Source organism: Achromobacter sp. FW305-C-30-7, assembly GCF_058783105.1.
Map to the genome: position 1 here is coordinate 707,243 of NZ_JBYSYI010000002.1, position 21,309 is coordinate 728,551.

The 21,309-nt window shown below is 66.7% G+C and carries 20 protein-coding genes; 12 read left to right on the top strand and 8 right to left on the bottom strand.

The window, feature by feature from the left end; genetic code table 11:
• Window positions 1–10: 10 nt before the first annotated feature.
• From AC3WOB_RS10205 to AC3WOB_RS10225, 5 genes are all read right to left on the bottom strand, one after another.
• Entirely contained in the window at window positions 11–1,603 is a 1,593-nt protein-coding gene (locus AC3WOB_RS10205) for an ABC transporter substrate-binding protein (RefSeq protein ID WP_013392076.1), read from the bottom strand.
• A gap of 29 nt (window positions 1,604–1,632) precedes the next feature.
• Window positions 1,633–3,480, bottom strand: coding sequence for an ABC transporter ATP-binding protein (locus tag AC3WOB_RS10210; protein ID WP_013392075.1), 1,848 nt, complete (start codon window positions 3,478–3,480; stop codon window positions 1,633–1,635).
• A gap of 3 nt (window positions 3,481–3,483) precedes the next feature.
• Window positions 3,484–4,317 carry an ABC transporter permease gene (locus tag AC3WOB_RS10215; RefSeq protein WP_013392074.1) on the bottom strand — a complete coding sequence of 278 codons (834 nt, stop codon included), beginning with the start codon at window positions 4,315–4,317 and terminating at the stop codon, window positions 3,484–3,486.
• On the bottom strand, window positions 4,317–5,258 hold the full coding sequence (locus AC3WOB_RS10220; protein WP_041652619.1) for an ABC transporter permease: 942 nt from the start codon (window positions 5,256–5,258) through the stop codon (window positions 4,317–4,319). Before AC3WOB_RS10220 ends, AC3WOB_RS10215 begins: the two co-directional genes overlap by 1 nt.
• A 295-nt stretch (window positions 5,259–5,553) precedes the next feature.
• Entirely contained in the window at window positions 5,554–6,441 is an 888-nt protein-coding gene (locus AC3WOB_RS10225) for a LysR family transcriptional regulator (protein ID WP_492274881.1), read from the bottom strand.
• A gap of 100 nt (window positions 6,442–6,541) precedes the next feature.
• Between AC3WOB_RS10225 and AC3WOB_RS10230 the strand changes: the two genes are divergently transcribed.
• From AC3WOB_RS10230 to AC3WOB_RS10245, 4 genes are all read left to right on the top strand, one after another.
• Entirely contained in the window at window positions 6,542–7,873 is a 1,332-nt protein-coding gene (locus AC3WOB_RS10230; protein WP_492274882.1) for an arylsulfatase, read from the top strand.
• A gap of 41 nt (window positions 7,874–7,914) precedes the next feature.
• Window positions 7,915–8,880, top strand: coding sequence for a tripartite tricarboxylate transporter substrate-binding protein (locus AC3WOB_RS10235; RefSeq protein ID WP_492274883.1), 966 nt, complete (start codon window positions 7,915–7,917; stop codon window positions 8,878–8,880).
• 164 nt (window positions 8,881–9,044) lie between these two features.
• Complete coding sequence (locus AC3WOB_RS10240) at window positions 9,045–9,299, top strand: type II toxin-antitoxin system RelE family toxin (protein WP_492274884.1); 255 nt, start codon at window positions 9,045–9,047, stop codon at window positions 9,297–9,299.
• 21 nt (window positions 9,300–9,320) lie between these two features.
• Window positions 9,321–9,680: a helix-turn-helix transcriptional regulator gene (locus AC3WOB_RS10245; RefSeq protein WP_013392068.1), complete on the top strand. Its 360-nt coding sequence runs from the start codon at window positions 9,321–9,323 to the stop codon at window positions 9,678–9,680.
• Window positions 9,681–9,707: 27 nt separating this feature from the next.
• Here AC3WOB_RS10245 and AC3WOB_RS10250 read toward each other — a convergent pair whose 3' ends face one another.
• Together AC3WOB_RS10250 and AC3WOB_RS10255 are read right to left on the bottom strand one after the other, a co-directional pair.
• Complete coding sequence (locus AC3WOB_RS10250; protein WP_013392067.1) at window positions 9,708–10,448, bottom strand: SDR family oxidoreductase; 741 nt, start codon at window positions 10,446–10,448, stop codon at window positions 9,708–9,710.
• Between the two features lie 38 nt (window positions 10,449–10,486).
• Window positions 10,487–11,827 carry a CitMHS family transporter gene (locus tag AC3WOB_RS10255; protein ID WP_013392066.1) on the bottom strand — a complete coding sequence of 447 codons (1,341 nt, stop codon included), beginning with the start codon at window positions 11,825–11,827 and terminating at the stop codon, window positions 10,487–10,489.
• 158 nt (window positions 11,828–11,985) lie between these two features.
• Here AC3WOB_RS10255 and AC3WOB_RS10260 point away from each other — a divergent pair, with 158 nt between their 5' ends.
• From AC3WOB_RS10260 to AC3WOB_RS10280, 5 genes are all read left to right on the top strand, one after another.
• Window positions 11,986–12,693: a response regulator transcription factor gene (locus AC3WOB_RS10260; protein ID WP_013392065.1), complete on the top strand. Its 708-nt coding sequence runs from the start codon at window positions 11,986–11,988 to the stop codon at window positions 12,691–12,693.
• Entirely contained in the window at window positions 12,650–14,119 is a 1,470-nt protein-coding gene (locus AC3WOB_RS10265; protein WP_492274885.1) for a sensor histidine kinase N-terminal domain-containing protein, read from the top strand. The genes AC3WOB_RS10260 and AC3WOB_RS10265 overlap by 44 nt, the downstream gene beginning before the upstream one ends.
• Window positions 14,109–15,197, top strand: a complete 1,089-nt coding sequence (locus tag AC3WOB_RS10270; RefSeq protein ID WP_492274886.1) for an ABC transporter substrate-binding protein — start codon at window positions 14,109–14,111, stop codon at window positions 15,195–15,197. The genes AC3WOB_RS10265 and AC3WOB_RS10270 overlap by 11 nt, the downstream gene beginning before the upstream one ends.
• Before the next feature lie 312 nt (window positions 15,198–15,509).
• Entirely contained in the window at window positions 15,510–16,202 is a 693-nt protein-coding gene (locus AC3WOB_RS10275; protein WP_492274887.1) for a helix-turn-helix transcriptional regulator, read from the top strand.
• 304 nt (window positions 16,203–16,506) lie between these two features.
• Window positions 16,507–16,827 carry a DUF4148 domain-containing protein gene (locus AC3WOB_RS10280; RefSeq protein WP_013392061.1) on the top strand — a complete coding sequence of 107 codons (321 nt, stop codon included), beginning with the start codon at window positions 16,507–16,509 and terminating at the stop codon, window positions 16,825–16,827.
• A 7-nt stretch (window positions 16,828–16,834) separates the two neighbouring features.
• Here the strand turns inward: AC3WOB_RS10280 and AC3WOB_RS10285 are convergent, their stop codons facing one another.
• Window positions 16,835–17,800 (bottom strand): AraC-like ligand-binding domain-containing protein, encoded by a 966-nt coding sequence (locus AC3WOB_RS10285; RefSeq protein WP_492274888.1) that lies wholly within the window; start codon window positions 17,798–17,800, stop codon window positions 16,835–16,837.
• Between the two features lie 165 nt (window positions 17,801–17,965).
• On the opposite strand from AC3WOB_RS10285, the gene AC3WOB_RS10290 reads away from it, so the two are divergent.
• From AC3WOB_RS10290 to AC3WOB_RS10300, 3 genes are read left to right on the top strand one after another with little or no spacing between them, the layout of a single operon-like run.
• Window positions 17,966–18,814 carry a phytanoyl-CoA dioxygenase family protein gene (locus AC3WOB_RS10290; protein WP_492274889.1) on the top strand — a complete coding sequence of 283 codons (849 nt, stop codon included), beginning with the start codon at window positions 17,966–17,968 and terminating at the stop codon, window positions 18,812–18,814.
• Window positions 18,811–20,355 carry a class I adenylate-forming enzyme family protein gene (locus tag AC3WOB_RS10295; RefSeq protein ID WP_492274890.1) on the top strand — a complete coding sequence of 515 codons (1,545 nt, stop codon included), beginning with the start codon at window positions 18,811–18,813 and terminating at the stop codon, window positions 20,353–20,355. Before AC3WOB_RS10290 ends, AC3WOB_RS10295 begins: the two co-directional genes overlap by 4 nt.
• A 22-nt stretch (window positions 20,356–20,377) precedes the next feature.
• Window positions 20,378–21,307, top strand: a complete 930-nt coding sequence (locus AC3WOB_RS10300; RefSeq protein WP_492274891.1) for a phytanoyl-CoA dioxygenase family protein — start codon at window positions 20,378–20,380, stop codon at window positions 21,305–21,307.
• The last annotated feature ends 2 nt before the right edge of the window (window positions 21,308–21,309 follow it).

Sequence of the window (21,309 nt, forward strand, 5' to 3'; positions counted from 1 at the left end):
TCCCCAATCCTCAGGCTTTGTGCAACGTGTAGAACAGCGACATCTGCGGCTGGAAATCCTTCCAGTTGCTGCGCAGCGCACTGACCGGATAGCTCGCGCCCAGCGGAATGTAGGGCACGTCCTCGAACACCTGCAGCTGGATCTCGCGGCAGATCTTCTTTTGCGCGTCCAGGTCGGCGGCGTTGAACCAGTCCAGCCGCAGCTGTTCCAGGCGTTCACTGGTGGGCCAGCCGAACCAGGCCTGCTTGCCGTTGCCGCGCAGCGCCAGATGGCCGGCCGGGTCCAGGTTGTTGGGGCCGGTGTTGCCGGTGAACGCCACGCTCCAGCCGCCCGCGGTGGGGGCTTCCTGGTTGTTGCGGCGCTGCACGGCGGTGCCCCAGTCCATGGTCTGCAGGTCCACCTTGAAGCCCAGGCGCTTGAACAGGTCCGCTGTCACCAGGGCCGCGGCGTGCCAGGTCGGGAAGTCCACCGGATCCAGCAGCACCACGGTTTCGCCCTTGTAGCCGGCCGCCTTGATCGCCGCGCGCGCCGCGTCGATGTCGCGCTTGCCGGTCAGCTTGTCCATGCCGGCATCGCTGTCCATGGGCGAACCCGGCACGAACACGCCGCAGCGGTCGCTCCAGTATTCCGGGAAGTCGGCGCCGTTCATGGCCGTCATGTATTCGGTCTGGTTGACGGCGCTGAGCACCGCGCGGCGGATGGCCGGGTTGTCGAACGGCGCGTGCAGATGGTTGAAGCGCATCACGCCGATGGTGGGCAGGCTGCGCTTGACCAGCTTGATGTTCGGGTCCTGGCTCAGGATGGGCAGGAAGTCGCTGTCCACCATCTCGACGCCGTCGACCTCGTTGGCCTGCAACGCCGCGATCGCGGTGGCGCGGTCCGGGATGATGTGCCAATGCACTTCGTCCACGTGCGCCAGTTTGGGACCGGCGGTGAAGACCGGCTTGCGGTCTTCCTTGCGCGGCGCATAGCCGGCGAACTTCTCGTACACCACGCGCGAGCCGGAAACCCACTTGCTGGCGGCGAAGGTGAACGGGCCGCTGCCGACCATTTCCTTCACGGCCTCGGTCTCGGGCTGTTTGGCCAGGCGTTCGGGCATGATGCAGGCCATGTTGCCGGATTGGCGGCCCAGTGCGTGCAGGATCAGCGGGAACGGCTTCTTGAGCTGGAACTGGATGGTCTTGTCGTCCGGTGCGGAGAGCGATTCCGTGGCCTGCATCAGCGACCGGCCCATCAGGTCTTTCTTGGCCCAGCGCTGGATGCTGGCGACCGCGTCCTGCGCGCGCACCGGCGCGCCGTCATGGAACGCCAGCCCGTCGCGCAGGGTGATCTTCCACAGCAGTCCGTCGTTCTCGCTGACGTGGCCGGCGGCCATCTGCGGGCTGGGCTGGTATTGCTCGTCCAGCCCGTACAGCGTGTCGAACACCAATTGGGCGTGGACCTGGGTCATGGCCACGGTGGTGAACATGGGGTCCAGCAAGGTCAGGTCCGCCTGGGGTACCCAGCGGAACGAGGTCTTGGCGGGCGCGGCCCAGGACATGCCGGGCAAGGCCCAGGCGGCCGCCGAAGCGGAAGAAGCCAACAGGAAATTCCTACGATCCATTTTCTATCTCCGGGATAAAAAGGAAAAACTCAGTACGCGCCGCCGATACGGTGCCGCGCCACGAAATGCCCATCACCCACCTGCACCAGCGGCTGTACCACGGGCTCGTCGCCCACCGCGCGCGCCGGACTGGGCAATTCACTCAATTCCAGCGCGGCGCGGCGTCGCGCCGCTGGATCCGCGATAGGCACGGCCTGCATCAGCTTGCGGGTGTAGGCATGCTGCGGATTCTCGAAAATCGCCTGGCGCGGGCCGATTTCCACGATCTGGCCCAGGTACATCACCGCGACCCGGTGGCTGATGCGCTCCACCACCGCCATGTCGTGCGAGATGAACAGGTAGCTCACGCCCAGGTCGCGTTGCAGGTCGATCAGCAGGTTCACGATCTGCGCCTGGATCGACACGTCCAGCGCGGACACCGACTCGTCGGCAATCAGCACCTTGGGATCCACCGAGAGTGCCCGCGCGATGCAGATGCGCTGGCGTTGGCCGCCGGAAAACTCGTGCGGCCAGCGCCGCATCATCGACGCATCCAGCCCCACCCGCTCAAACAGTTCCGCCGCGCGCCGATCGGCCGCCGCGCCGCTATGCAAGCTGTGGATCAGCATCGGCTCCTTGACGCATTCCCCCACCCGCATGCGCGGATTCAGCGAGGCGAACGGGTCCTGGAACACGAACTGCATGTTCCTGCGCAGCGCCAGCAGTGACGCGGGATCATCCTGGCTTACCGGCTTGCCCTGGAACGCGATGGTGCCGCGCGTGGTCTTGGCCAGCCGCAGCAGCGAACGCCCCGTCGAAGTCTTGCCGCAACCCGACTCGCCCACCAGCGCCAGGGTTTCGCCCGCGTGCAGATCGAAACTGACCTGTTCCACCGCGTGCACCCGCTTCTTGACCCGGGCAAACACGCCGCCGCGCACGTCAAAGCGCGTGACGAGGCCGCGCACGCTCAGCACCACCTCGTCCTGGGCGGGCACCGCCGCAGGTTCGGCCGCCTGTCCCGCCGCGCTGTCCGACAGCAAGGGGAAGCGCGCCGGCAGCGTGGTGCCCCGCATCGCGCCCAAGCGGGGCACGGCGGCCATCAAGGCCTGGGTATACGGATGCTGCGGCGCCTTGAAGAGCCCCTGCACGTCGTTGTGCTCGACCACGTCGCCCTTGCGCATGACCATGACGCGGTCCGCCACCTCTGCCACCACGCCCATGTCGTGCGTGATGAAGATGACGCCCATGTCCATCTCGTGCTGCAGCTCGCGGATCAGTTGCAGGATCTGCGCCTGGATGGTGACGTCCAGCGCCGTGGTGGGCTCATCCGCTATCAGCAGCGCCGGCTTGCAGGCCAGCGCCATCGCGATCATCACGCGCTGGCGCATGCCGCCCGACAGCTCATGCGGATAGCGACCCATGATGGCGCCAGCGTCCGGGATGCGCACCTGGTCGAGGATGCGCCGGGCGGCGGCTTGCGCCGACCTGGCGTCGCCCGGCTGGTGCAGCCGGATCGCTTCGACGATCTGCGACCCCACCGTGAACACCGGGTTCAGCGAGGTCATAGGCTCCTGGAAGATCATGCCCAGGTCGTTGCCGCGCATGGCGCGCATGCTGTCTTCGGAGGCCGCGATCAGGTCCACGGTCTGGCCCGCGCCGCGGTGGAAGGTCATGCGTCCGCTTTCGATCCGGCCGCCGCCGAACTCCACCAGCCGCATGACGGCCAGCGAGGTCACCGACTTGCCCGATCCGGATTCGCCCACGATGGCCAGCGTCTCGCCGCGGTCCACGTGCAGGCTCAGCGACTTCACTGCGCGGAACGTATTTTCGCCACGGCCGAAGGCGATCGACAGGTCTTCGATTTCCAGCACGCGCCGGTTCTGTATCGTCGTATTCATGGATCAGATCCTCTTGGCCATGCGCGGATCGACCGCGTCGCGCAAACCGTCGCCCAGCATGTTGATTGCCAGGATCGTGATGGACAGGAACACTGCCGGGAAGGCGATCAGGTGCGGCTTGATCTGCCACAGCGCGCGGCCTTCGGCCATGATGTTGCCCCATGACGGCACCGACGGCGGCACGCCCGCGCCGATGAACGACAGGCTGGCTTCGGCCAGGATGGCCACGCCGCAGATGTAGGTGGCCTGCACCATCAGCGCCGCCAGCGTGTTCGGGAAAATATGCCGCAGGACGATGCGCAAGCGGCTGGCGCCGGCCGCCACGGCCGCCTCCACATAGGGCTGTTCGCGCAGCGACAGCACCAGGCCGCGCACCAGGCGCACCACACGCGGCACCTCGGCGATGGTGATCGCGATGATCACGTTCTGCAGCGATGCGCGGGTCAGCGCGATCAGCGCGATGGCCAGCAGGATGGTGGGAATGGACATGAAGCCGTCCATGATCCGCATCACCACCGCATCCACCCAGCGCACGAAGCCCGCCGCCAGGCCGATCAGCACGCCGATCACGGTGGACAGCGCGGCCACGGTAAAGCCCACGATCAGCGAGACGCGCGCGCCGTAGATCACCCGCGAGTAGACGTCGCGCCCCAGCAGGTCGGTGCCGAACCAGAACTGCGCGTTCGGCGAACGCGTGCGGTGTATGGGAGACAGCGCGGTCGGATCCACGGTGCCCAGCCAGGGCGCGCACAGCGCCACCAGGAACAACAGGAGCAACAGCGCGCCGCCCACGGCGGTCGTCGGATGCCGCTTGAGAAAGCCGGTAAAGGTATTCATCAGTACTTGATCCTCGGGTCAAAGGCGCGATAAAGCAGATCGACCAGAAGGTTGACCAGCACGTACATGAAGCTGAACAGCAGGATCACGCCCTGGATGACGGGGTAGTCGCGCCGCAGGATGGCGTCGACCACCAGGCGGCCCAGGCCAGGGATGGAGAACACCGTCTCGGTCACGACCGTGCCGCTGATCAACAGGGCCACGCCGCTGCCAATGACGGTGATGATGGGCACCGCCGCGTTCTTCAAGGCATGGCGGAACAGCAGGCCGCGGTTGCCCACGCCCTTGGCGCGCGCGGTGCGCACATAGTCCTGGCTCAGCGTTTCCAGCAGCGTGGCGCGCGTGATGCGCGTGATCAGCGCCACGTAGACGCTGCCCAGCGCCAGCGCCGGCAGCACCAGCGTATGCACCGAGGCCCAGAAGCCGGTGGCGAGCGGCACATAGCCCTGCACCGGGAACCAGCGCAGTTGCAGGCCGAAGATCCAGGCCAGCAGATAACCCACCGCGAAGGAAGGCACGGAGAAGCTGAACACCGCCAGGACCATGATGCCGCGGTCCTGCAAGCGGTTGTGCTTCCAGGCCGCCAGCGCGCCGATCGGGATGGCCACGGCCACCGACACGATCAGCGTCATCACCATCAGCGAAAACGTCGGCACCAGCCGCTGGCCGATCATGTGGCTGACCGGCAGGCCGGTGAACAGCGACGTGCCCAGGTCGCCATGCAGCACGTTCCAGCCCCATTCGCCGAAGCGATGCAGGAACGGCTGGTCCAGGCCCAGCGTGGCGCGGATGCGCGCGATGTCCTGCGGCGTGGCGTCTTCGCCGGCCAGCAGCGCTGCCGGGTCGCCCGGCGCCAGATCCAGCAGGCCGAATACGAACAGCGCGACGAACAGCATGACGGGCAGCGTCATGAGCAGCCGTCGCAATGTGTACGAGAGCATTGATTCCCCTTGTCTAGTGATGCCGCGGCCCGGTGCGATGCCTGGCCGTGATCCCGAACGCCGCGCCGCGCGTGGGCGCAGGGCGACTAGCGGCGGATTCTAGATAGCAGGGAGCATTCCAACCATATCAATATTCTTAAAAAACCATTGCCTTAATTAGAATCATCGAGGAAAGCGTTGCCCTGGCTGCGTTTGCGTTTGACGCTCAGGATCGCCCGCTAGGGAATTCCCCTAGGGGCTGTGAGGGGTAAGAACCGCCGATACGGCGGATCAACAGGCAGGTGGAATCGGAGCGCTAAGCGGCGGCGTCCAGCACCGCCGCGCGGAACTCCTGCATCAGCGGCGACCAGGTAGTGCCATGGCGCGTGACCAGCGCCATGCTGCGCCGCAGGGGCCGGCCCAGCGCCACCGGCAACTCCGCGATGTCCGGACCCAGCGCGCTCTGCGGCATCAGCGCCAATAGGTCCGAGGCCGCCAACAGCGCCAACGCGCCTCCGGAAAAATGCTGCACCTCCAGCGCCGCCGAAGGCTGTGCCAGGCCTGCCTCGGCATAGCGGGCCTCCAACGCATGGCGCGCCACCGAACCCGGCATCGGCAGAATCCAACGCTGGCCTGCCAGGTCGCGCAAGGCCAGCTTGCGCCGCGAGGCCAGCGGATGCTTGCGGCTGGCGGCCACGCACAATCCGTCCTCGCGGATCGGTTCCTGATGCAGCGAACCTGGCACGTCGGCATAGATAGGCGTCACCGCCAGGTCCAGCTTGCCGCCCGCGACCTGATCGTTGAGATCGTCCGATTGCCCTTGGGTCAGTTGCACCCGTAGCGCTGGCCGGCGCGGCAGCAGGCGGCGCAGCGCCGGCATCACCACGCTGTCGACCGTGGCGCCGGTGGCGCCGATGCGCAGCAGCCCGGCCTCGCCCAGGCGCAGCTCCATCGCATTGCGCACGGCGTCGCGGTATTCCGCCCACAGCCGCTGCGCATGCTCGCGAAACGCCAGGCCCGCCGAAGTCAGGCGCAATCCGCGACCACCTCGGTCCAGCAGGGCCAGCCCGGTATCGGCTTCCAGCCGCTGCAATGACTTCGACAGCGCCGGCTGGCTGACGCCGCAGGCGGCCGCCGCGCGGTCCAGGTTGCCGTGCTCCACCACGGCCAGGAAGTATTCGATGTCACGCAGCGACAAATTCATAATCAATGGTTATGCATAGACTCAGCTTCAGGAATATTAAGCCGAGCCCGCGCTCCTAGAATCCCTGGATAAACCCGAGGACCGACAGGAGGCGCAGCGCGTGGACAAGAAGCCCAATATCGTATTGATCGTGGCCGACAACCTGGGATGGGGCGAGCTGGGCTGCTACGGCGGCGGCGCCTTGCGCGGCGCGCCCACCCCCAATATCGATCGGTTGGCCTCCGAAGGATTGCTGCTGCAGAACTTCAACGTGGAAAGCGACTGCGTGCCCACACGCTCCGCGCTGATGAGCGGCCGCCACCCCATACGCACCGGCTGCCTGCAATCCGTGCCTCCGGGCCTGCCGCAAGGATTGGCGCGCGACGAAATCACCCTGGCCCAGCAGTTGTCGGGTCAGGGCTACGCCACGGCGCATTACGGCAAATGGCATCTGGGCGACATCCCCGGCCGCTATCCGTCCGATCGCGGCTTCGACGAGTGGTACGGCATTCCGCGCACCACCGACGAAAGCCAGTTCACCTCGTCCATCGGCTTCGATCCCTCGGTCGCCGACATCCCGCACATCATGCAGGGCCAGGCCGGTGCGCCTTCCGAAAACGTCAAGGTCTACGATCTGGAGACCCGCCGCGGCATCGACGCCGAACTGGTCGACCGGTCCATCGGCTTCATGCGCAAGCACGCCGAGGCCAGCCGCCCCTTCTTCCTGTACCTGCCGCTGGTGCACCTGCACTTTCCCACGTTGCCACACCCGGACTTCGCGGGACGCACCGGCGCCGGCGACTTCGCCGACTCCATGGTGGAAATGGACCACCGCGTCGGCCAGATCGTGCAGGCGGTGGACGAGCTGAATCTGCGCGATGACACCGTGTTCATCTTCTGCAGCGACAACGGCCCGGAATTCCGCAAGCCCTACCGCGGCACGGCCGGCCCCTGGACGGGCACCTACCACACCGCCATGGAAGGCAGCCTGCGCGTGCCCTTCATGATCCGCTGGCCCGGCAAGGTCCAGCCTGGCCAGGTCTCGAACGAGATCGTGCACGTCACCGACCTGTACACCACGCTGTCACGCATCGGCGGCGCCGCCATTCCGCAGGACCGCCCCATCGACGGCATCGACCAGACCGACTTCTTCACCGGCGCCAGTCCGGCATCGGCGCGCGAGGGCTTCCTGTTCTATATCAAGAACGACCTGCGCGCAGTCAAATGGCGCGACTGGAAGCTGCATTTCTACTGGGAGCCCGAGGTCAACGAAGGCAAGGGCAAACTGGAGTCGCCGTACCTGTTCAACCTGAAGCAGGACCCGAAGGAAGAAAGCGACATCCTCATCTTCAATACCTGGGTGCTGGGCCCTATCCTGAAAATGGTGCAGTCCTTCAACCAGTCCTGCGCCGCGCATCCGAATACGCCGCCCGGCAAGCCGGACCCGAGCTGAAACGCGCGGCGGCCTGAGCAAAAGAACATCAAGGGGAAAACATGAAATTCGCTATCCGCTGCTGCGCGCTGCTGCTGGGCGCCGCGCTGACCGCCACCGCCAGCGCGGCGGACGCCAAGCTGGAATGGCCCGGCAAGCAGATCACCTGGGTGATCGGCTTCGTCCCAGGCGGCACCGCCGACGTACTGACCCGCATTGCCGCCCAGGAACTGGCCCGGCGCAGCGGCCTGAACGTCATCGTCGAAAACCGCCCCGGCGCGGCAGGCGCCATCGCGCTGCAGCTGGTGGCGCGCAGCAAGGCCAGCGACGGCTATCTGCTGACGGTGCCCGGTCCGTTGATCTACCCCACGCCCCAGCCCGAAATCGGCCGCGAACTGGCGCCCGTCATCCTGATGGCCCAAGGCCCCATGGTCATCGTCGGCCCCGCCAAGGGCGCCAAGCCGTCCTTGCAGGACGTGCTGGCCGATGCCCGCCAACGGCCCGAAGCCTGGAGCTACGGCAGCTCCGGCAACGGCACGTCCCAGAACCTGGCGGGCGAACTGCTCAACCAGTACGCCGGCACCCGCATCGTGCACGTGCCCTACAAGGGCGGCGGCCAGGCGGTGGCCGACGTGGCCGGCGGCCAGATCCCCCTGGCCATCCTGGGCTCGGCGCCGGTCATGCCGCAGATCAAGGCCGGCGTGCTCAAGGCCTACGCCGTCACCACGCCCTACCGCCTGGACAGCCTGCCCGACGTACCCACGGTGGAAGAAACCGGCTTCAAGGGTTACGCCGCCACTCAGTGGTTCTCGGTCGCGGCCAGCAAGGACATCCCGGCCGCGCAGCTGGATCAGGTCAACGCCGCGCTACGCGCCGCCGTGGCCACGCCGGAGTTCAAGGCCGCCCTTGAGAACGCCGGCATGATCGCCGGCGGCGGCTCGCGGAGTGAATTGCAGTCGTTCATCCAGGCGGACAGCGCCAAGTGGCAGAAGCTGATTGATAGCGGGGCGGTGAAGCTGGCGAATTGAGCGCGGCAATAAATCGGCATTCGTCCTGAAGTAGCCTCAAGAGCTTGATCGGCCCTCATCAAAAATCTTAGAAGGGAGAGGGCGCCTGATCATTTCTTCTTGCAAAGCAATGGGAAGGCTTGAAAAGCTATATAGCTTAAGCTATAACCGTATGCGAATGCCGAATGTTCTCGATCAACTGGACCAAAACAGCGGTCAAGCAGTTAAGGAAAATCCCTCCCGTCGACCAAAGCCGGATCGTTGAGGAGGTCGCTGAACTGGAGATGTTTCCCGCGTCGCGCAATGTCAAAACACTGACCAATCACCAATATGGGTTTCGTCTACGTATAGGCCAGTATCGGGTGCTGTTCGACGTTGCTGCGGTCGTCCGTATCATCGAGATCCAGGAAGTGAAACGGCGCGACGACCATACCTATTGAGCTGAGCCAGAAAACGCCCCCATGCGCCTGCATCCCACCATACTCGAATCGGACGGCAAGCCCGCATTCGTCGTCTTGCCCTATTCGGAGTATCTCGCCTTGACTGGAGCACCGGCAGCCATTTCCCGGCGGCCGCCGCGCATTCCCGCCGATGGCGCGATTCCACATGAAGTCGTCACGCTGATGACCAGCAACGGCTGGAGCATCGTGCGCGCATGGCGCGAATATCTGGGGATCACCCAGGTCGACATGGCGGCACGCCTAGGCATACGTCAGCCTAGTTACGCGGCGATGGAGTCCGCCGATGCAAATCCCAGGAGAAGCACTCGCGAGCGCATTGCGGCCGCCCTGGGCGTGCATTTCGACCAGATCGACGTGTAAGTGCGAGGCGGCCTCGCCGCCCCGCCCTCAACTCATATACACGCCGCCATTGATCGCGTAGTTCGCCCCCGTCACGAACGCCGCCTCGTCCGATGCCAGCCAGGCGCACAGCCCCGCCAGATCCTTGGCCGTGCCCAACCGGCCCACCGGCACGCTTTCTATGATGCGGTCCAACAGCGCCGGCGGAAACGCCTTCACGGTATCGTCGGCGATGAAGCCCGGCGACGCCAGGTTGACGGTCACGCCGCGCGCCGCCACTTCCTGCGCCAGTGAACGCGTGAAGCCGATCACCGCGCCCTTGGCGGTGGCGTAGTTGATCTGGCCGATCTGGCCTTTCTCCGCCGCGACGGAGCCGATGTTGATGATGCGACCCCAGCCGCGGTCGGCCATGCTGTCGACCACCTGCTTGGTGGTGTTGAACAGCGTGTCCAGATTGCTGCGCAGCACCGCCGACCAGTCCGCGTGGCTCATCTGGCGGAACCGCATGTCCAGCATGGCGCCGGCATTGTTGACCAGCACGTCGATCTCGCCGACTTCGCGCCGCACCTTGGCGAAGGCCGCCTCGGTCGAGGCCCAATCCGTGGCGTCGCCCTCGGACGCGATGAAGTCGTAGCCCAGCGACTTCTGTTCCTTCAGCCAGTGGTCCTTGCGCGAGGAGCGCGGCCCGCAGCCTGCCACCACGCGGTGTCCCGCGTTGTGCAGCGCCTGGCAGATCGCGGTGCCCGTGTGGCCCATTCCGCTGGTGACGTAAGCAATGCGCAAAGCCATGTACTTCCCCTTTTGAAAAGACGGTATCGCGCCGCCGCTCAGGCCACCTGGCCGACCAGCGGGAACAAGCCGAACGCCAGCGCCGCGGCCAGCATCACCAGGCAGACCATCGTGGCCCACTTCAGCGCGTAGCGCTGGTGGTCGCCAAAGTCCACGCCGGCCAGGCCGACCAGCAGGTAGGTCGACGGCACCAGCGGGCTCAGCAAGTGCACCGGCTGGCCGATCAGGGAGGCACGCGCCATCTCGACGGGCGAAATGCCATAGCCCTGGGCCGCCTCGCTCAGGATGGGCAGCACGCCGAAGTAGAAGGCGTCGTTGGACATGAAGAAGGTGAACGGCAGGCTGACCAGCGCGGTGATGCCGGCCAGGTACGGACCCATGGCATCCGGAATCACAGCCAGCAGGCTGCGCGACATGGCCTCGACCATGCCGGTGCCAGACAGGATGCCGGTAAAGATCCCCGCGGCGAAAATCAGCGACACCACCGACAACACATTGCCCGCGTGCTGCGCGACGCGGCGGCGTTGTTCGGCCAGGTCGGGATAGTTGATGACCAGCGCAATCGCGAAGGCAATCATGAACAACACCGGCAGCGGCAGCACGCCCAGCACCAGGCTCACCATCAGCGCCAGCGTCAGGCCGGCGTTCACCCACAGCAGCTTGGGGCGGCGCAGGTCCTGGTCGACCTCGATCTCGGGCAGGTTCTTGGGGCCGTCCTCGTCGTAGCCCGCGTGCAGCGAGGCGCCGTCCGGCAGCGACAGCACGCCCAGGCGGCGGCGTTCGCGCAGGCCCAGGAAGAAGGCCAGGATCAGAATCGACACGATGGCCACGCCCATCACCGGCACCAGCGGCACGAAGATATCGCCCGCGTCCACGTGCAAGGCGCTTGCGGCGCGCGCCGTCGGGCCGCCCCAGGGCGTCAGGTTCATGACGCCGCTGGCCAGCATCGCCAGACAGGTCATGGACAGCGCGTTCATCTTCAGGCGGCGGTACAGCGGCAGCATCGACGCCACCACGATCATGTAGGTGGTCGAACCGTCGCCGTCCAGCGAGATCACCAGCGCCAGCACGGTCGTGCCCACCACGATCTTCAGCGGATCGCCCTTCACCGCGCGCAGGATGCGGCCGACGATGGGATCGAACAGGCCGGCATCGATCATGACCCCGAAATACAGAATGGCGAACATCAGCATCACGCCGGTAGGCGCGATCTTGCGGATGCCGTCCAGCATCATCTTGTCGATGCCCGACCCGAATCCGCCCAGCAGGGCGAAAATAATGGGGACAAGGATCAGCGCCACCAACGGCGACAGGCGCTTGGTCATGATCAGCGTCATGAACGTGATCACCATGCCGAAGCCAAGCAGGGTCAGAAGCATGAGGGTTATCTCCGGCTAGTCGTTGTTATGCGTGTGTCGCGCCTCCGGCTGGGGAAGCGCGACCGCAAGACTAGAAATAAAAGCTGTCGGCAACCTGTCGTTTTTTGAATGCGAGTGCGGCGCGGGAAGGCTCGTCCAGCCATGCGACAATCGCCCTTATGCGCATACTGGTGATCGAAGACGACGCGGACCTTGCCGACGCACTCGTGCGCCGGCTGCGCCGTCTCGGCCATGCCGTCGACTGCCAGAACGACGGCCTCAGCGCCGACGGCGTGCTGCAGTACGAAACCTTCGACCTCGTCATCCTGGACATCGGCCTGCCCCGTATGTCGGGCTTCGACATCCTGCATCGGCTGCGCGACCGCGGCAGCAAGACGCCGGTGCTGGCGCTGACCGCCCGCATCGACATCGAAGACCGCGTCCATGCCCTCGATACCGGCGCCGACGACTATCTGGCCAAACCCTTCGATTTCCGCGAACTGGAAGCCCGCTGCCGCGCTCTGCTGCGACGCCCCAGCGCCCAGGCCGCCGGCGTGCTGCGCTTTGGCGAACTGGTCATCGACAGCGCGGCGCGCCAGGTCACGCTGGCCGGCCAGCGCATCGAATTGCCCAAGCGCGAATACAGCCTGCTGGAGATCCTGCTGGCCGGCATGAACCGCGCCGTCAGCAAGACCGAAATCGCCCACAAGCTGTTCGCCTTCGACGACGATGCGGCGCCCAACGCCATCGAGGTCTATATCGCCCGGCTACGCCGCAAGCTCGAAGGCTCGCCCCTGCGCATCGAAACGCAGCGCGGCACCGGCTACCTCCTGACCGCCACCGATGACCACGACAGCCCCGCCGCGTCCGGCTCCGGCCGGGACTGAACCCGCCCGGCCCGCCGCCGCGCAGGGCCGCATCTCGATCAAGCGCCGCCTGCTGGCCATGCTGCTGGCGCTGTTCGTCGTCGCCTTGGCCACGCTCTACCTGCTGGTGCGCGGCTATGCGAATCAGACTGCCGACACCACCTATGACCAGCTGCTGCGCTCCTCGGTGCTGTCCATTGCCGACAGCCTGCAGTTGGTGCAGGGCGAATGGCGCATGGACATGCCCTATGCCTCGCTGGCGCTGCTGGAGCAGGCGCCGCGCGACCGCGTGTTCTACCGTGTCGGCGACGCCGGCGGCACGCTGATCTCCGGCTACGCGGACCTTCCCGCGCCGCCCAGCCGCGGTAAGGACGGGCCGGCGTACACGCCCCGCCTGTACGACGCCAGCTACCAAGGCGAGCCGGTACGCATCGCCTGGATGGAGCGCAAGATCGCCGGCCCCCGCAACGCCGAGACCGCGCTCATCCAGGTCGCGCAAACTCGCGAAGCTCGCAATGCGCTGGCGGCGGGCATCCTCTGGCAAGGCACGCTGGCGCTGATCGGCTTCACCGCCGCGGCGCTGGCGCTGGCCTATTGGGGCCTGCTGCGTTCGCTCTCCCCCATCCGCCGCATCGAACGCGAACTGGCGGCCCGCAGCGCATCCGATCTGCATCCCATCGCCGCCCCGGTACCCGAGGAACTCGACACGCTGGTGCACTCGCTGGACGGCTTCATGGCGCGCCTGTCGGAAAACCTGGACACCCTGCGCCTCTTCATCGCCGAGGCCGCGCACCAGCTGCGCACGCCGCTGGCCGCGCTGCACGCGCAGATGGAAGTGGCGCTGGACGAGGACGATCCCGCTGAACAACGCCGCAGCCTGCTGGCCGTGCTGCGCAACGCCGAAAAGCTCTCGCGCCTGGTCAACCAGCTGTTGAGCGACGCCAGCGTCATCCACCGCAGCAACATGCGCCAGTTCCAGCCGGTGGATCTGGCCGAGCTGCTACGCCAGGCGGTGTACGACACGGTCCCGCAAGCCGATCCCCAACCCGACGTGCGCCTGCACCTGCCCGCCCATGCGCCTGGCAGTCCCCCCACCATTCTGGGCGACAGCCTGATGCTGCGCGAAGCCTTCAAGAACCTCATCGACAACGCCCTGCGCCACGGCGCCACCGAAGACGGCCACATCGACGTACGGCTGGAGCCGCAGGACGATGGCTGGCGCATTGCCGTATCCGACCAGGGGCCAGGCATTCCGCCGGCGCTGGCCAACGCCGCCTTCGAGCGCTTCGTGCGTGGACCGAATCCGCGCGCGCCCGGCGCCGGCCTGGGCCTGTCCATCATCAAGCGCGTGGTCGACATCCATCAGGGCCGATTGGCCCTGAGCAACCGCGTCGGCGGCGGCCTGGACGCCGTGGTCACGCTGCCGGCCCGCCCCCATGAAGCTTGATCTCCTGAACCCCCTGCGCCTGCTGGCGGCGCTGGCCGCCCTGCTGCCGGCCGTGGCCGGTCATGCCGCGGAAACCAGCGCCGAGGGCCTGACGCTGGGGCCTGCCAACAGCAAGAACGTGCTGGTCGTGCACGCCTCGAACAGCGTGCAAGTGTTCCGCGGCGTCCTGGAGGACTTCAGCAGGCTCAACCCTGGCCTGCGCCTGGAATACACCGAACTTTCCACACAGGAGCTATACGCCGAGACCGTCGCCCGCGCCGCGCGGACACCAGCGTCCAGGTCCGGCCCCGATCTCGTCATCAGCAGCGCCATGGACCTGCAGACCAAGCTGGTCAACGACGGCTACGCGCAGGCCCACATCTCGCCAGAGACCCGCGCCCTGCCCGCCTGGGCCAACTGGCGCGATGAAGTCTTCAGCATCGGCACCGACCCCATCGTCATGGTCTACAACACCGGCAAGCTTGCCCCCGCACGGGCGCCGCGCACCCGGCGCGAGCTGCTGTCGCTGCTGCAGGCGCCGGACCAGCCCCTGGCTGGCGCCATCTCCACCTACGATGTCGAAGGCAGCGGCATCGGCTACCTGGCGGCGACGCAAGACACGCGCCTGGACAGCATGGCCGGCGCGCTGTTGGCCGAGCTGGGCCGCAACCGCGTCACCGTGCACGCGTCCACGGAAGACGCGCTGGACAAGCTCGAACGCGGCGAGATCACGCTGGCCTATAACCTGCTGGAGTCCTATACCCGGCACCGCATCGACCAAGGCGCGGCGCTGGCCATCGTATACCCGCAGGACTACACGCTGATGCTGTCGCGCTCCGCCATCATTCCCAGGCAGGCGCCGCGCGCAGACTTGGGCGCGATGTTCCTGGACTACCTGTTGTCGCCGCGCGGCCAGGAAATGGTCGCCCGCCAGTCCGGCATGCGGCCGGTGAGCGCTTCGGTCAATCCGGAAGCAGGCGTGCGGCCGGTGGGACTGGGCGTGGGACTGCTGGTGTATCTGGACCCGCTCAAGAAGCGGCATTTCCTCGACCTGTGGCGCGCGGCGGTCCATCCGCCCGGCGGCAGCGCGCAGCCCTGACCCCTGTTTCCCGGCGCGCTGGTAAGCATGGCCCGGTGCACTCGCACCCCTTCCCGGACCATGGGGCGCGCGGTTATGGATCCGGACCCTTTTCATGCCCGCCCAGTACCCATTTTTTTCATCTGGCCCGGGATTTTGCGAGGATAATTTCCTTAGGGAAAAACCGCGCCGGCAATCAGGCCGGCCCCGTCTTGCCTAAGCGCCGCCAGACCACGGCCGCGCAGCGCTCCTCCCGATCTGGCCGGAGCCACCTCTACAACGATCTGTGATGCGTGACAGCGTTTGCGTCTGAACCAGAGTTGGAGGCACCAAATGGCTGAACACCAGATTGCCGTCCAGAGCGCGATCGAAGCGCTGGACCACCTGGCCAGTCCCGATCCGCACTGGCATGACGTCCTGCTGAGCGCCCGCGAGCTGGCTCAGCGCGAAAAGACGCTCGCCATCGGATGGACAGCCATCGAAAGCGCGCTCACCGATGTCGGCGAAGCGGTGCTGCTGGTCAGCCGCGATGCAATCGTGGACAAGATGTCCGCGCTCGCCGTGCGGTATCTGGACGACGCGCGCGGCTGGAACGTGCGGGGCGGCAAGCTGCTCCATCCGGACGCAAAAATACAGGCGCTGTTCGACGCCTATTGCCAGGCGGTTGCGCGCGACGGCAAGGCGCGGTCCCTGGCCGCGGCGGCTGGCTGGGGCGAATTGACCTGGATCGACATCAGCGCGGCCCCGCAAGCGCTGAGCCTGATCGGCAACCGCATGCTGCTGGTGCGCATGCGGCGCAAGAGCGCCTTCGCCCAACCCGACGTCGACCGGCTGGAAGCCGTATTCGCCATCACCCGCGCCGAAGCGGCGGTGCTGGCCGGACTCGCAATGGGCCATAGCGTGGAGGAGGTCGCCACCCTGCGCCATGCCTCCGTGCTGACGGTGCGCAAGCAGGTGGCGTCCCTGCTCAACAAGATGGAATGTAACCGCCAGTCCGAACTCGTCAGGCTGGCGTCGCTGCTCTAAGCGCGCTCCCCCGCTGGCATGACGTACTCAATATTGAGTATGTGGCGTCCACCTGCGCCGTCCTACGATGAGCACGAAGGCATGAGGCCCGGACGCCCGATCCGGCCCGAGTCGCAAACCTGGCGGCGTGGCTCCGCGCCGGGAGCGTGTTCGCGCCCGCCGCGGACCGGGCCGGTCTGCCCAAGAAAAACACCAATGCGCCAATCCGGTCGCGCAGCTGTTCCTGCCCCGGGCTGCATTGCCGCAAGCCCCCAGGGACACCGGTTTCCAATGCTGCGGTCACTCACGTCATCAGGAGCATTTCATGAACACTGCCCTAACCGTCCGCGCCGCGATTCCCCTCGTCCTGGCAGCCTGCGCCCTGCTCTCCGGCCCCGCCGTCGCGCAAATGTCCGCCGCGCCCACCACCGCGGCGCCCCCGTCCGACGTCCAGCTCAGCCGCGATCAGGTCGAACGGGATCTCGCTGCCTGGAAGCAATCCGGCGTTGAAAGAAACTGGGACAGCGACAGCACCCCGGACATCAGCAGCCCAGAGTATGTTGCCGCCTACAAGAAGTACGTGGACACAGTCAGGCCTGCCAACGCCCCGCAGATGCAGCAGTCGCAGGGCCAGAGCAAGTGGTGATGCGCCGCTACCCTGCCCGCGAGGGCGCACCGCCGCGCCCGCTGCCTGGCGAGCGGCCATAGTGCGTGCGGTACGCCCGATTGAATGTGGAAACTTCCTCGAATCCCCAGCTGGCGGCGATATCCGCGATGGAGCGGCCAGGCTGGGTTTCGATAGCCTGCCGGCATTTCTCCAACCGGCACTGCCGCACGTAGGCGCTGAAGCTCAAGCCGTGCTCGGCCAGGATCTTGAACAGATAACTGCGCGAAATGCCGAGTTCCTCGCTGGCCGAGGCCGGCGTCAAGCCGCGGTCGGCCAGACGGCGCTGCACCAGCGCCAGGATGCGATCCAGGACGTCATGCCTCACCCGTTCGGCGGTCTGTGCGCCAGCGTCCGTTCCTTCGAGCTGGGTCCGCGATAGCAGTTCGCTGCAATGCCTGACCATCAGCGCCTGCACCTGCTGCAGTTCATTCGCCGGCAATTCGCTCACCAGCCGCATGTAGCTAGCCAACACCCGTCCTGCCCCTGAACTCCCGTCCAGCACCGGCGTGGCCAGCCGTCCGCGCCGCCCCAGCTGCGGCCGCAGCAGGCCTTCCGGAATTTCTATGCAGAACATGCGGAAATCGGTGCGAAAGTCGACTTCCCAGGGCGAAGCGCAATCCACCACGTAGACGTCACCGGCGCGCGCGCGCATGGCGCTTCCGTCCTGCGAGACCATGGCCTCGCCGGCACACAGCAGGTTGGCGAAAAAAGGCGATTGCGTGCGGGCCGAAAGGCCGGCCGCGGACAATCTGACCACATGGGATTGCGCCGTGACGGTCGAGCCATGAAGGTCCGGCAGCAGCAGGCCGTCGATCTGGCCGCGGAAGCTGCGCGCGGCATCGCGCTCGGGTTCGAGCGGCACGTAGGCATCGCAGATCGCGTCGCGCCAATACGCGAACTGGTCCTGCGGCGCTATGACATCGGTGGTGTGGTGGTAGGCCTGCGCGCTCATCTTGAGTACCGGATCATGCCGACGGGGGCCGCCATCTTCTTGGGGATGGACGCTTTGCGCCACTGCCGTGGACGCTACGCGCTGGCAGGGCGAAGACTACCGGCCGATTATACGCACAGACCTATATCGCCGGACTCGGATCCAGGCCCCATCAGGAGACAAAAGATGAGCACGCCCGAACCGCTCGACGAGCGGATCGCAGCCTTTGAACGCGACGGCTTCGTGGTGTTGCCCGGGATCATTCCACCCGAGCAGGTCAGCCAGTTGCAGGAAGCCCTGATCCGGATCGAAGCCGAGCACAACCTCGGCTACGCCCAGACCTCGTTCGAAGGCCGCAAGACGGTGCGCATCAATAACCTGCTGGTCTACGATCCGCGCTTCTGGGACGTGCCGCTGCAACCCGAGGTGCTGGCCCTGGCCGAACGTCTGCTGGACCGCGAACTGCTGCTGTCCTCGCTGTGCTCGTTGACGCTGGCGCCCGGGCAAGGCGCCCAGCCCCTGCACGAAGACACCCAGCAGCTGGCCCTGCCGCGGCCGCGCCCGCCGCTGGCGGTCAACGCCATCTGGGCGCTGAGCGATTTCACCGCAGAAAACGGCGCCACCCACATCGTGCCCGGCAGCCATCGCTACGACTCTTCACCGCCCTACGGCGCGCAGGACATAGAGACCGTGCAGGCCACCATGAAGGCCGGTAGCGTCATGCTGTTTGACAGCGCCCTGTGGCACAAAGGCGGCGCCAACAACAGCAATGCGCGCCGCTACGCGCTGTCTTGCTACTACTGCGCCGGCTGGATACGCCAGCAGGAAAACCTGCAGCTCGGCATCCCGGCCGACGTGGTGCGGCGCTTCCCGCGCCGTCTGCAGGAACTGTGCGGCTACAGCATCTACAAAGGGCAGTACGGCCATATCGACAACGCCGATCCCATCACCCTGCTGGGCGGCGAAGGCCGGCCCACTGTGTGGCAGGCCAGCGATGCCAAGGCCGCCCGCAAGGCCGCAGAGCGCAAGACATGAACGTTCCCTCCCTGCCCGCGGTCCCGGATTCGGTGGTCCACTTGCTGCGCGACGCCGCCCGCGAAACGCCCGATCTTCCCGCCCTGTCCTTCGAGGGCGTGCGCCTGAACTACGCACAATACGCCGGCCTGGCCGGAGCGCTGGCGCGCCGCCTGGGCGAACGCGTCCGGCCCGGCGACCGGGTCGCGCTGCTGATGCAGAACTCTCTGGACCTGGCGGTCGCCACCTTCGCCGTGCATGCGCTGCGCGCCCAGGCCGTGCCGCTCAACCCCGGCTACCGCGAACGCGAACTGGCCTATATGCTGGAAGACGCCGCGCCCCGCATGCTGCTGCATGACGACAGCGTGAAGCTGGACCCGGGCGCCCTGTGTCCCGCCCTGGATGCCGGCGCCATCCTCTGCACCGGCAACGGCGCCGGCCTGCTCGGCATGCTGCCGCAAGCCTGCGCGCTGCCCGCAGACCTGCCGCGGCACGAGGACTTGGCCACGCTGCAATACACCGGCGGCACGACCGGCCGCCCCAAGGGTGTGAATATCCTGCACCGGCAGATCGCGTACAACATCGCACAGCGCGAAGCCTGGCTGCCAACGCGGCGCGAGGCCGAAGTGGTGCTCTGCGTGATGCCCCTGTTCCATGTGTCGGCAGTCTCGATGTCGCTCTACCTCAGTCTGCACGCCCGCGGTGAGCTGGTGGTGATGCGGCGCTTCGACGCCGCCCGCACCATAGAGGCCATCGCCACGCACCGTGTCACGCTGCTACCGGGCGCGCCCGCCATTTTCCATGATCTGCTGCTGAGCCCGGCCCTGAGCCTGGAACGCCTGGCCAGCCTGCGCGCCTGTTTCTCCGGCGCCGCGCCGCTGCCGCGCGAGACCCTGGCACGCTTCGAGCAGCGCGCCGGCTGCCCCATCTACGAAGGCTACGGCATGAGCGAAGCCGGTCCATGCCTGGCGTTCAATCCCATGCACCGCCCACGCAAACCGGGTTCAGTGGGCCTGCCCGTGCCGGGCGGCGAACTGCAGATCGTGGACCTGGACCACGGCGAGCGGCTGCTGCCGCCCGGCCAGCCCGGCGAAATCCGCGTACGCGGTCCCCATGTGATGGCGGGCTACCGCCAGCCCGCTCCGGACGCAGCGCGAGCCCTGTGCGAAGGCTGGTTCTACACCGGCGATGTCGCGGTTCTGGACGACGAAGGCTATCTCCATCTGCAAGGCAGACGGCACGACTGCATCAACGTGGGCGGCTTCAAGGTCTATCCGCTGGAAGTGGAGCAAGTGCTGTTGTCGCGTCCCGAGGTTGGCGAAGCCGCCGCCTTCGGCGTGCCCGACGAGCGGCTGGGACAGGTGGTGCACGCCTGGGTCACGCCCGCACCCGGCCAGAGCCTGGACACGAACGCCCTGCAGGCCCATTGCGCCACGCATCTGGCCGGCTACAAGGTGCCGCGCCGCATCGGCGCGGCGCAAGCCTTGCCGCGCACCAGCGTGGGCAAGCTCGCGCGCAGCGCATTGGCCCCCGTGGCCGCGCCCAGCCCGATTTCGCAGTGACATCCAACACAAGGGGAGGAATATGAAGCAACTCGATCTGCAGGCGCTGCAACACCAGCTCGCCGAAGAAGGCTATGCCGTCATTGAAAATGTGCTGGACGCCGGACAGCTGGAACAGGCGCGCGAACGCGTAGCCAGCCTGATGGCCGCCGAACGCGCCGATCCATTCCCGCTGGATGATGAACGGCACGAAGACGACGACGACATCCTGGCCTACTATAAGCGCCACTACACAGTGAGCGACCTGGAAGCCCGGCGCATGGTGGCGCGCGTGCACCAGTACCGCCGCGACAACGAAAATACGCGCTGGCCGGTTCCCATCAACAAAGTGTCGAAGAACTTCCTGCACTTGCCCACCCTGTTCGACGACGACAAGTCGCAACGCGTCTGGAACCTGTTGAACAAGGCGCCCGACATGATTCCGCTGATCGAACACCCGGTGGTACTGCCCATGGTGCGCAGCGTGATGGGCCAGGACTGCAACCTGCACGATTTCCAGGCCACCAGCATCGGCCCCGGCACGGGCGGCGGCGCCTGGCACGTGGACGCGCCGCTGGGCCAGATCGCCGAGCCGCTGCCGGAATTCCCGCTGACCCTGCAGAACGTCTGGATGCTGGACGACTTCACCGCCGACAACGGCGCCACCCGCGTCATGCCGCGCAGCCACAAGCTGCGCAAGTCGCCGCCCTGGGGCAGCGGCCCGCTGGACGGCGAAGTCACGCTGACTGCTCCCGCCGGCTCGGTCGCGATCTGGCTGTCCAATACTTGGCACCGCTCCGGCCCGAACCATACCGGCCGCGAGCGCCGCGCCATACTCTGCAACTACAACGTGTCCTGGCTGCGCGGCTTCGCGGATTTCACCAGCACGCTGCCCCCAGGCGTCGCCGCCACCCTGTCCAACGAGGCGCGCTACCTGCTGGGCTACGGCGCGCGCGCGCCGTTGACGCGCTGACC

Bases quoted from the DNA above. Each gene is read 5' to 3' on its own strand.
- AC3WOB_RS10205 (WP_013392076.1), bottom strand. From the start codon at position 1,603: ATGGATCGTAGGAATTTCCTGTTGGCTTCTTCCGCTTCGGCGGCCGCC.
- AC3WOB_RS10210 (WP_013392075.1), bottom strand. From the start codon at position 3,480: ATGAATACGACGATACAGAACCGGCGCGTGCTGGAAATCGAAGACCTG.
- AC3WOB_RS10215 (WP_013392074.1), bottom strand. From the start codon at position 4,317: ATGAATACCTTTACCGGCTTTCTCAAGCGGCATCCGACGACCGCCGTG.
- AC3WOB_RS10220 (WP_041652619.1), bottom strand. From the start codon at position 5,258: ATGCTCTCGTACACATTGCGACGGCTGCTCATGACGCTGCCCGTCATG.
- AC3WOB_RS10225 (WP_492274881.1), bottom strand. From the start codon at position 6,441: ATGAATTTGTCGCTGCGTGACATCGAATACTTCCTGGCCGTGGTGGAG.
- AC3WOB_RS10235 (WP_492274883.1), top strand. From the start codon at position 7,915: ATGAAATTCGCTATCCGCTGCTGCGCGCTGCTGCTGGGCGCCGCGCTG.
- AC3WOB_RS10240 (WP_492274884.1), top strand. From the start codon at position 9,045: ATGTTCTCGATCAACTGGACCAAAACAGCGGTCAAGCAGTTAAGGAAA.
- AC3WOB_RS10245 (WP_013392068.1), top strand. From the start codon at position 9,321: ATGCGCCTGCATCCCACCATACTCGAATCGGACGGCAAGCCCGCATTC.
- AC3WOB_RS10250 (WP_013392067.1), bottom strand. From the start codon at position 10,448: ATGGCTTTGCGCATTGCTTACGTCACCAGCGGAATGGGCCACACGGGC.
- AC3WOB_RS10255 (WP_013392066.1), bottom strand. From the start codon at position 11,827: ATGCTTCTGACCCTGCTTGGCTTCGGCATGGTGATCACGTTCATGACG.
- AC3WOB_RS10260 (WP_013392065.1), top strand. From the start codon at position 11,986: ATGCGCATACTGGTGATCGAAGACGACGCGGACCTTGCCGACGCACTC.
- AC3WOB_RS10265 (WP_492274885.1), top strand. From the start codon at position 12,650: ATGACCACGACAGCCCCGCCGCGTCCGGCTCCGGCCGGGACTGAACCC.
- AC3WOB_RS10270 (WP_492274886.1), top strand. From the start codon at position 14,109: ATGAAGCTTGATCTCCTGAACCCCCTGCGCCTGCTGGCGGCGCTGGCC.
- AC3WOB_RS10275 (WP_492274887.1), top strand. From the start codon at position 15,510: ATGGCTGAACACCAGATTGCCGTCCAGAGCGCGATCGAAGCGCTGGAC.
- AC3WOB_RS10280 (WP_013392061.1), top strand. From the start codon at position 16,507: ATGAACACTGCCCTAACCGTCCGCGCCGCGATTCCCCTCGTCCTGGCA.
- AC3WOB_RS10285 (WP_492274888.1), bottom strand. From the start codon at position 17,800: ATGAGCGCGCAGGCCTACCACCACACCACCGATGTCATAGCGCCGCAG.
- AC3WOB_RS10290 (WP_492274889.1), top strand. From the start codon at position 17,966: ATGAGCACGCCCGAACCGCTCGACGAGCGGATCGCAGCCTTTGAACGC.
- AC3WOB_RS10295 (WP_492274890.1), top strand. From the start codon at position 18,811: ATGAACGTTCCCTCCCTGCCCGCGGTCCCGGATTCGGTGGTCCACTTG.
- AC3WOB_RS10300 (WP_492274891.1), top strand. From the start codon at position 20,378: ATGAAGCAACTCGATCTGCAGGCGCTGCAACACCAGCTCGCCGAAGAA.